The 9,327-nt window shown below is 64.7% G+C and carries 10 protein-coding genes and 1 pseudogene; 4 read left to right on the top strand and 7 right to left on the bottom strand.

Annotated elements, in window-relative coordinates; all coding sequences use genetic code 11:
- Positions 1-145: 145 nt before the first annotated feature.
- The 4 genes from EOA28_RS14255 to EOA28_RS14270 form a co-directional block, all read right to left on the bottom strand.
- On the bottom strand, positions 146-1,738 hold the full coding sequence (locus EOA28_RS14255; protein WP_128314979.1) for a peptide chain release factor 3: 1,593 nt from the start codon (positions 1,736-1,738) through the stop codon (positions 146-148).
- Between the two features lie 120 nt (positions 1,739-1,858).
- On the bottom strand, positions 1,859-2,095 hold the full coding sequence (locus EOA28_RS14260; protein WP_127252747.1) for a DUF1127 domain-containing protein: 237 nt from the start codon (positions 2,093-2,095) through the stop codon (positions 1,859-1,861).
- A 79-nt stretch (positions 2,096-2,174) separates the two neighbouring features.
- Positions 2,175-2,690 (bottom strand): hypothetical protein, encoded by a 516-nt coding sequence (locus tag EOA28_RS14265; RefSeq protein ID WP_127252748.1) that lies wholly within the window; start codon positions 2,688-2,690, stop codon positions 2,175-2,177.
- A 16-nt stretch (positions 2,691-2,706) separates the two neighbouring features.
- Positions 2,707-2,988 carry a DUF4242 domain-containing protein gene (locus EOA28_RS14270; RefSeq protein ID WP_126079726.1) on the bottom strand — a complete coding sequence of 94 codons (282 nt, stop codon included), beginning with the start codon at positions 2,986-2,988 and terminating at the stop codon, positions 2,707-2,709.
- A gap of 204 nt (positions 2,989-3,192) precedes the next feature.
- Here EOA28_RS14270 and EOA28_RS14275 point away from each other — a divergent pair, with 204 nt between their 5' ends.
- Entirely contained in the window at positions 3,193-5,007 is a 1,815-nt protein-coding gene (locus tag EOA28_RS14275) for a winged helix-turn-helix domain-containing protein (RefSeq protein WP_127252749.1), read from the top strand.
- A 65-nt stretch (positions 5,008-5,072) separates the two neighbouring features.
- Entirely contained in the window at positions 5,073-6,146 is a 1,074-nt protein-coding gene (locus tag EOA28_RS14280; protein ID WP_127252750.1) for an FAD-binding oxidoreductase, read from the top strand.
- A gap of 48 nt (positions 6,147-6,194) precedes the next feature.
- Here EOA28_RS14280 and EOA28_RS14285 read toward each other — a convergent pair whose 3' ends face one another.
- The 3 genes from EOA28_RS14285 to EOA28_RS14295 all read right to left on the bottom strand — a co-directional run bounded on the left by EOA28_RS14285 (position 6,195) and on the right by EOA28_RS14295 (position 8,217).
- A complete protein-coding gene (locus EOA28_RS14285) occupies positions 6,195-6,995 on the bottom strand; it encodes a class II glutamine amidotransferase (RefSeq protein ID WP_127252751.1) in 801 nt (266 codons plus the stop codon).
- A 151-nt stretch (positions 6,996-7,146) separates the two neighbouring features.
- Positions 7,147-7,947, bottom strand: coding sequence for a class II glutamine amidotransferase (locus tag EOA28_RS14290; RefSeq protein WP_127252752.1), 801 nt, complete (start codon positions 7,945-7,947; stop codon positions 7,147-7,149).
- 15 nt (positions 7,948-7,962) lie between these two features.
- Positions 7,963-8,217: a DUF6356 family protein gene (locus EOA28_RS14295; RefSeq protein ID WP_127252753.1), complete on the bottom strand. Its 255-nt coding sequence runs from the start codon at positions 8,215-8,217 to the stop codon at positions 7,963-7,965.
- Between the two features lie 115 nt (positions 8,218-8,332).
- On the opposite strand from EOA28_RS14295, the gene EOA28_RS14300 reads away from it, so the two are divergent.
- Both EOA28_RS14300 and EOA28_RS14305 read left to right on the top strand, forming a co-directional pair.
- A complete protein-coding gene (locus tag EOA28_RS14300; RefSeq protein ID WP_127252754.1) occupies positions 8,333-8,803 on the top strand; it encodes an Lrp/AsnC family transcriptional regulator in 471 nt (156 codons plus the stop codon).
- Between the two features lie 234 nt (positions 8,804-9,037).
- Positions 9,038-9,327: pseudogene (locus EOA28_RS14305) on the top strand (dUTP diphosphatase); the annotation flags it as partial.

The raw sequence follows: 9,327 nt of genomic DNA on the forward strand, positions 1-9,327 counted from the left end.
CCGACCACACCAGCCCATCCGCAAGGCTCAGTTGTCCAAGCACGCGATCGACCATCCGAATCATCTCCCCTTCATGCCGGACATACGGAATCACCAACTCAGTTCCGTGCAAAGCCCTCCTTGTGGGGAGAAGGCAAGGCAGCGCTCACGCCGCCTTATCGCGGATCTGGTAGTCCTTGACGGCGGTGAAGCGGATCGCCTTCCAGCGCTCGGCCTCATAGTTCAGCGAGAAGGCGTGCTGGGCCAGAAACACCGGATCGTTGTCGAGGTCGCGGGCGATGTCGCCGCGATGCGATTCAATGAAACGCTGCACCTCCGCCTTGTCGTCGGCCGAGATCCAGCGGCAGACCGAGAAGCGCGACATTTCGAAATCCACCGGCAGCGTATATTCGATGTTCAGCCGTTCCTTCAGCACGTCAAGCTGCAGGGCGCCGACGACGCCGACGATGGCCGGCGAACCGTCCTCCGGCGAGAAGAGCTGCACCACGCCCTCCTCGGCCATCTGGTGCAGCGCTTCCTTCAGCTTCTTGGCCTTCATGGCGTCGCCGAGGCGCACGCGGCGCAGGATTTCCGGGGCGAAGTTCGGCACGCCGCGGAACAGGATCTCCTCGCCCTCGGTCAGCGTATCGCCGATGCGCAGCGTGCCGTGGTTGGGGATGCCGACGACGTCGCCGGCAAAGGCCTCGTCGGCGGTGACGCGGGTGCGGGCGAAGAAGAATTGCGGCGCGGACAGGCTCATCGGCTTGCCGGTGCGCACCAGCTTGGCCTTCATGCCGCGCTCCAGCTTGCCGGAGCAGACGCGGACGAAAGCGATGCGGTCGCGGTGGTTTGGATCCATGTTGGCCTGGATCTTGAAGACGAAGGACGTCATCTTGTCCTCCGTCGCCTCGACCGTACGCTCATCGGCCTCCTGAGCGCGCGGCGGCGGGCCATGGGCGCCGAGCGCCTCGATCAGGTCGCGCACGCCGTAGTTGCGCAGCGCCGAGCCGAAATAGACCGGCGTCAGATGGCCCTCGCGGAAAGCGTCGATATCGAGCGGCCGGCAGGCCTCGCGCGCCAACTCCAGCTCCTCGATGAAGTCGTTGCGCTCGTTTTCCGGCAGCAAGCCCGCAACCCGATTGGAATCCGGACCGTTGACCGGCGTGCGCTCCTTCTCGTCGTCGCTCCTGCGCACCGCGTTCTGCGCCAGGTGATAGGTGCCCGAGAACGTCTTGCCGCGGCCGATCGGCCAGGTCACCGGCGCGGTGTCCAGCGCCAGCTTCTGCTCGATCTCGTCGAGGATCTCGAACGGATCGCGGCTCTCGCGGTCCATCTTGTTGACGAAGGTGATGATCGGGATGTCGCGCAACCGGCAGACCTCGAACAGTTTCAGCGTGCGCGGCTCGATGCCCTTGGCGGCGTCGATGACCATGACGGCGGAGTCGACCGCAGACAGCGTGCGGTAGGTGTCGTCGGCGAAATCCTCGTGGCCGGGCGTGTCGAGCAGGTTGAAGACGTTGTCGTCATATTCGAAGGTCATCACCGAGGTGACGACCGAGATGCCGCGCTCGCGCTCGATCTTCATCCAGTCGGACCGCGTCTGGATGCGGTCCTTCTTGGCCTTGACCTCGCCGGCAAGCTGGATGGCGCCGCCGAACAGCAGCAGCTTTTCGGTGAGCGTGGTCTTGCCGGCGTCAGGGTGGGCGATGATCGCGAAAGTGCGGCGGCGCGATACCGCCTGTTCGATGTCTTCTGCCAATTTTTTGGAATCCTGTCTGTGGCGCGGGCTTCTAGCAGCGCATGGCCGGCCTGTCGACAGTTTCGGGCGGATCGGTTCGCAGGGAGCGTGTTCGCCGCCACGGCAGGGCCCTGCACATAGTCAGGCCTCGCCATGCTCCTTGCGGCCGAACCTGGTGATCGATCGTATCTCCGAGCGACCGACGCCGATGTCGCGCAGCAGATAATCCGGCAGCTCGTCCAGCCTGGCCCGGTCCCTGCGAATGCGCACGATGCGCGCCACGAGCACTATGCCGGAGTGGCAGGTTTCGACGGCTGCGGCAAAGAGGCGCCTGAGAACCGTCCGGTCGGTGATCAATTCCTGCCCAAGGATGGACATGGTCGTATCTCCCTTGCGGTTGAATGATGAAAGCGGGAGGGCCGTCCACGGCCCTCCCGGAGGCTGTGCCGACGGGTCGTCAGGACCGATCGTGCTCGCAGCTCACATACGGGTTCCAGTCGGCGAACATGCCGGCCGGGTTGTGCCGCCAGTGCCAGACATGGAGCTCGTAGTAGGGATCCCCCGGGTGAATACCCACCGTCGTCTTGCGCTGCAGCGTGCGGCCGAGGAATTCAGGAACGCCCTTGCCCTTCCAGTCCTTCTCGAAGACGATGTATTCCATGCCGACAAGCTGCATCGAGCCATCGGCTTCCGGCTCGTAGGTCAGCACGTCGGGTTCGCCGAGCACCAGCCTGCCGTCGCCTGCGCGGCCGGGATGGATGAAATGGACCCCCATCGTGCCGTGCTCGTCATGCGTCGTGCATTCGAACAGCTGCTGGTAGCCGTCCGCCTTGGCGACCTTGATGTCGAGGTACTTGGCCGCCATGTCCCGAGACCGGTTGAGCACCGGATCGGGCATGTCATGGGCTCCCGCGGTGCCGCAAAGCACCGCCGAGGCGCCGACGGCAAGGACGATTTCCGCAAAGCGCTTCATGATCGATCCCCTCCCATCAGGCGGCGGCGTAGGCCGTCGTCGGATCGAACAGGCGCTTGATCTGGGTTATCTTGGTCGCCGGGAAGCCGCTCATCTTGGCGTGGCGCTGGATGATCGCTTCGTCCTTGGCGAGGTAGACGCAGAAAGTCTTGTCGTCCGCCACGAAGGATTCCACCCACTGGATGTCCGGGCCGAGCTCGGCAAGGACTGCGTTCGAGGCCTTGGACGCATCGCGAAGCTGCTCGCGCTCGAAAGTGCCGACCTTCGGGATCTCACGCTCGATGATGTATTTCTGCATGTCACAATCTCCTTGATCTTAGGTTCAAATGCCGCCGGGAACTCGACCAAATCGGTGCCGGTGACATCCCTGGGGCAACTGAGGTAAACTCTCGCTTGGCCCGCCAGGCAGACGCAGAATTACGTAACAGGCGGCCGACAGTCCTTACGCCGTCCTTATCTTGTTCTGATCCTTTGCCGATTGCCGTTACCGGGATTGCTGCCGATGGGAATTCATTGCTTCGGCGACTTCGAGCTTAGCGAGAGCTCCCGCGCCATTCGTCTCGCCGGAAACGAGATCGAGGTGCAGCCCCTCGTCTTCGATTTCCTCGCCATCCTGCTGCGCCACCAGGACCGCGCCTTGAGCAAGGACGAGTTGCTCGAAACGCTCTGGCCGGGCGTGACGGTGACCGAGGCTTCGCTGCAGCGTGTCGCGAGCCTAGCCCGAAGCGTTCTGCGTCAGGGCGGCATGGAGACGGCGCTGCGCAACCTGCCCCGCTTCGGCTACCGTATTTGCCTCGACCAGGCAGCCACTTCGGAGAAGGGGCCGGCTCCGGCCGATACGGGCAGCAGGCGTTCCAGCCCAGGCACGCAAATCCTGGCCGCACGCGCCGCCGCCGCGGCGCGAAAATGGCACGAGGCCGCGGCCGCTTTCAGGGAAGCAGATGCCGCCGACGAGTTGCTGACGGCCGACCTCGAAGAATGGGCGCTGGCGCTGGAATGCATGGGGCGGCCCTCAGAGGCGATCCCGCTCCTGACGCGCGCGGCAACGGAATACGGCATGGCCGGCGAACGCCTGCGGGCGGCTTCCCCGGCAATCACCCTTGCCATGATCCATCTCGAGAGAGGAGAGCTTGCTGCGGCCAAGGGTTGGCACAAGCGTGCCGCGCAGCTGATCGACAAAGCAACCGAGAGCAGGGAACATGGCCTCTGGTGCTGGATGGGCGCGCGCATCAAGGGCGCGGAGGCCGAGCCGGAGCATGCGCTTGCTCTTGCCGAGCAAGCTTTCGAGGTCGGCAAAAATCTCGAAGATCCAGTCGTGGAATCGCTCGGCCTTATCTATCGCGGCTTCTTCAAGCTCTGCCTTGGGGAAACAAAAGCCGGTCAGGAGGACCAGGATTTTGCCGCCGCGCTCGGCCTCTCCAGCGATGTCGACCCGATCGTCGGCGGCATCCTCTACTGCAATATCCTCTGGGCCTGCCGCAATTTCGGCGACTGGGCGCGAGCCAACCAATGGAGCCTCAGCTACGAGGGCTGGTGCAGAGGGCATGGGCTGGAGGAACTTACGGGCTCGTGTCGGCTGCATCGGGCCGAGGTGCTCGGCGTCCATGGCACGCTGAGGGAGGCTGAGGCGCTGGTGCGCGCGGCGCTCGATCAGCTTACGCTCGATGCGCCCTGGGCGAAAGGCGATGCCTTACGTGTGCTGGGCGACATCCATCTCGCCGCAGGCGATTTCGCCGAGGCGGATGCAGCCTACCGCGCGTCCCATGCCGCTGGCTGGGATCCGCAGCCAGGCTTTGCGCTGCTGCAGATGGAGCTGGGCCAGGCGGAAGCCGCATTCAGCGCCCTCGAGCGGTCGCTTGTCGGGAACGGCTGGCCGACGCTGCAGCGTCGGGGCATGGTTCTCGCCACGCTCGCCAAGGTAGCGGCGCGGACCGATCGGCTGGAGCGCGCGAAAGCGGTGATCGCCGAGCTGGAAAGCGAACCGCAACGCTGGCCGATGGCCTCGATCCGGGCATTGACCGCCGAGGCCAAGGCGGAACTGTCGATGCGGGAAAATCGCTTCACCGAAGCGGTGCGGGAGCTGCAGACCGCATGCTCGCGCTGGGCCGAGATCGGTTCGCCGACCAATTGCGCGGACGCCAGGCTTTCGCTCGCGGCGCTTCTCATTCAGCAAGGCGATCGTACCGGCGCGGAGTTGGAGCTCGGCACGGCGCTGGCGGTCGCGAAGAAGGTCGATTCGTCACGTCTCATGCGGCGCTGTGAAGAGCTGGCGAGCCTGCTCGCCGGGGGCCAGAAGGCAATAGCGGACAGCGCGTAGCTGCTTCTTGCTTGAGGTCCGGACGGTAGGGTGGCATGACGGGGAAAATCTCCCTGAGGCCCAACATGAGCAGTCCAAAGCAAGTCATCGTCATCGGCGCCGGAATCATCGGCGCTTCTATCGCCTGGCACCTGACGAAAGCCGGCGCGCAGGTGACGGTCGTTTCCGAGAGTGGCGCCGGCGGCGTTGCGACGCCCAATTCCTTTGCATGGGTCAACGCAAGCTGGGGTAATCCCGAGATCTATTTCCAGCTGCGCATCCGCGCCATGTCCGAGTGGACGCGCTTGGCGAAGGACGTGCCGGGATTGCCGCTCGCCTGGTGCGGCGGCCTGTGCTTCGACCTGCCGCCTGACAGGCTGGAAGCCTATGCTGCCGAGCACTCGTCATGGGGGTATGGCATCGAGCGCGTCGACGCCAAGCGGGCGGGTGAGATCGAACCCAACCTCGTCACGCCTCCCGATTTCGCCGTCTACGTCGCGGAGGAAGGCGTCGCCGAGCCGGCAGCAACCGCCAAGGCGCTTCTGGCGGACGCCGAACGGCTCGGCGCGCGGGTAATTGTTGGCGCCGTGGACAGGCTGACCCTATCGAATGGCAAGGTGACAGGCGCGGTTGTTTCGGGCGAAACCGTCAGTGCCGAAGAAATTGTCGTGGCGGCGGGCACGGGCTCCCCGCCCATTGCCGCGACAGCCGGCATCGAGCTGCCGCTCGACACGCCGCCAGGCCTCATCGTGCATTCCCGGCCCCACAGGAAATTGCTCAACGGGCTGGTTCATGCCGAAAGATTGCATATGCGCCAGACGGCCGAGGGCCGTATCATCGCCGGCTCGGATTTCGCTGGCGGCGATCCGGGTGAGGATCCGGAAGCCGCCGCACGGCAGTTGTTGGCGGTCACCAAGGCAGCCTTGCGCGGCGCGGATGAACTGGAGCTTGATTTCCACACCGTCGGCTACCGGCCGACCCCGGTCGACGGCTTTCCGGTCATTAGCCGCGCCGATGGCGTCGGCGGCCTCTACATCGCCGTCATGCATTCGGGCATCACGCTGGCGCCGGCCGTGGGATTGTTTGCGGCCCGCGAGATCCTGGAGGGCGAGCGCGATGTGCTGCTGACGCCTTATGGGCTGGAGCGCTTCGCCCGGTAGCCCGAAGGTCGGCGAAAATAGTCTCGGGACCAGCAGGGACCGATTGCCTTAACCCGCCATCGCCAAACGCGCGACGGCCGGCGCGAAAGGCCTGATGCTGGTGCCGCCGCGGGTCATGGTAACGAAGCTCGCCTGCGGAATCTCATGCCAGATGCGGCCCTCGCGATCGAACGGCTCGGAGACGATGCAGCGACCTACCCCCTTAGCGAAAGCGCCGGTGTAGAGCGTCGGCGCATGGTCGTCCGTGGCATAACGCACCGCGTGAAGTGTCTGGCCGTCGCTGAAGGCGGCGGTCAGTTTCAGTGACGGTTCGATCCCGGCGCGGCGCGAAACCTCGAGCACGCGGCCGGCGGCCCGCGATACCGCGCCATACGGATCGTCGACGAGCCCGTCGCCGACCATCAGCCGAAAGAACAATTCGGAATCGGTGCTCCCCTCGAGTTCATCGAACAACTCGTCGGCGAGCGAGTTCTCGAGCGCGCGCTGGATCTTCTCGAAGCCGCCGATCTGGCCGTTATGGATGAACGACCAGCGGCCCGAGACGAAGGGATGGCAGTTCATGCGGCTGGTGGCGCCGCCGGTCGAGGCGCGCACATGGGCGAGGAACAGGCCGGACTTGATCTGACGGCCAAGGCTTTTCAGATTGGCGTCGGACCAGGCCGGCAGAATGTCGCGGTAGAGGCCGGGTTCTGGCCGATCGCCGTACCAAGCCACTCCGAAGCCGTCAGCATTGGTCGGGGATTTCGCCTCCCGCGCCTGCCGGCTCTGAATGACCAGCGAATGGGAGGGCGCCGCAATGACGTCCTCCAGGAAGATCGCGTTGCCGAGATAGGCTGCCCACCTGCACATTGTCTGTCATCCCTTGTCGATGCGTTTTCGAGCGCGCGGATGAATTCGGCGCTCGTCTGGCACCACAGATGGCAGGATGGCGCTTTGGCGTCCTTACGCCGCGCTTACGTTTTGCTGATCTCTGCCCGGAGGGCGCCTCGGCAGGTCTGCTTCAGCCGACCAATGCCAGCCTGGCCGGTGCGGGCGCAAACGGCCGGATGCTGGTGCCGCCCCTCGTCATGGTGACGAAGCTCGATGGCGGGATCGCCTGCCAGTCGCCGCCGTCGCGGTCGAAGGGTTCGGAGACGATGCAATGGCCGGCGCGCCTGGCGAAGGCGCCGGTATAAAGCGTCGGCGCATGGCTGTCGGTGGCATAGCGAACGGCGTAGAGCGTTTCACCATCGGAAAAGGCGGCCGTCAGTTTCAGGGCCGGCTCGATGCCGGCGCGGCGCGAGGCTTCGACGACGCGACCGGTTGCCCGCGACACCGCGCCTTGCGGGTCCGCCGCCAGCCCCTGATCGATCATCAGCAGGAAAAAGAGCTCGGAATCGGTCGTGCCCTCGCGCTGGTCGAAGACCTCGTCGGAGAGCGAGTTCTCCAGCGCGCGACGGATCTTTTCGAAGCCGCCGATCTGGCCGTTATGCATGAACGACCAGCGGCCGGAGATGAACGGATGACAGTTCACGCGGCTGGTGGCGCCACCGGTCGAGGCACGGACATGGGCGAGGAACAGGCCGGACTTGATCTGCCGGCAGAGGCTCTTCAGGTTGGGGTCGGACCATGCGGGCAGGATGTCGCGATAGAGGCCGGGCTCCGGCCGGTCGCCATACCACGCCAGACCAAAACCGTCGCCATTGGTTGGCGACTTGGCTTCCTGGGCGCAATGGCTCTGGGCGATCAGCGAATGGCAGGGCGCGGTGATGATGTCTTCGAGGAAGACCGCTTCACCCAGATAGGCCGCCCACCGGCACATCGCTTTCCACCATTCCTAGGCGCGATCCATCAGAGCCGCCGGCTCCTTGACCGCGTGCGAGCCTCTGTTGTGCGTGCGCTCATAGAGTTCGCGCACGATTCGGCTCGCCGTAGTTTCGAACAGAAATGGCAAGAAAGCGTGAACGAGCGCGGCGCCCGCCGCCATAGACAGGCGCGAGCAGAACCAGGCGGCGAAGGCCATGTGGCCGAAATAGGTCTCGCCGACCTTGGCCGGGTGAGCGGTGAACAGTGCTGTAAACCGTGTCGTCATGGTGATCCCTCCTGCCGGGATGAGCCCCGATGATGAGTATCGTGCCACGCGGCAAAGGTTCATCGATCTCAAATTGTCCTTGAATATTGGAAAATTTTGGGACATTCATCCCAATATGGTCCATGAACTCGATGCAATCGATCGAAGATTGCTGGCAGAACTGCAGCGCGACGGCACGCTTTCCGTCGACCAGTTGTCGGAGCGCGTGGCGCTGTCGCGCAACGCCTGCTGGCGGCGCGTCAAACGGCTCGAGGAGGACGGCATCATCACCGGCCGGGTCGCGCTGGTCGATGCCGAGAAGCTGGGCCTCGGCCTCCCCGTCTTCATCCTGATCCGCACCTCCAATCATGACCCGGACTGGCTGCAGAAATTCCGCGCGGCCGTGACCGGCTTTCCCGAGATCACCGGCGTCTACCGCATGTCGGGCGACCTCGATTATGTGCTGAGAGCCCGCGTCGCCGACGTAAAGGCCTATGACCGCCTCTACCAGCGGCTGATCGCCAAGGTGGCGCTGTCGGACGTCTCGGCTTCCTTCGTCATGGAGGAGATCAAGGAGACGACCGTGGTGCCGGTGGAACTGCGTTGAGGTAGCCAAGGCCTCCTCGTCATCCACGGGCGGAGCGACGCGTAGCGGAGCGCAGACCCGAGAATGACGACGTGATGGGCGTTCTCGCCAATCGCCAAATGAGCATTCCACCAGCGCAACGACCCTTGTCGTCTTCGCTGGAAAGCGAAGTCATCGTGACGCCTCAAAGAAAGCCTTGGATAGCGTCGCGGTCGAGTTGACCGAATCGCCATTCGCGCCGATAGGAATGGGCTCATGCGCACGGCTGTCCATCCTTCCTCCGTCATCGGCCCCACCGTCGGTTTCGTCAGGCTTCCGCATGGCGAAGGCCTGCCTCTGCCGGCCTATGAGAGCGCGGGCGCCGCCGGCATGGATTTGCGGGCCGCGGTGCCGGAAGACCGGCCGCTGCTTATCCTGCCGGGGAAACGCGCGCTGGTACCGACTGGGCTTGTCCTGGAAATCCCGGAAGGCATGGAAGGCCAGGTGCGGCCACGCTCGGGCCTTGCCTTCAAGCATGGCCTCACGGTCCTCAACTCGCCCGGCAC

This window comes from Mesorhizobium sp. M2A.F.Ca.ET.067.02.1.1 (assembly GCF_004023285.1).
Classification (GTDB): domain Bacteria; phylum Pseudomonadota; class Alphaproteobacteria; order Rhizobiales; family Rhizobiaceae; genus Mesorhizobium.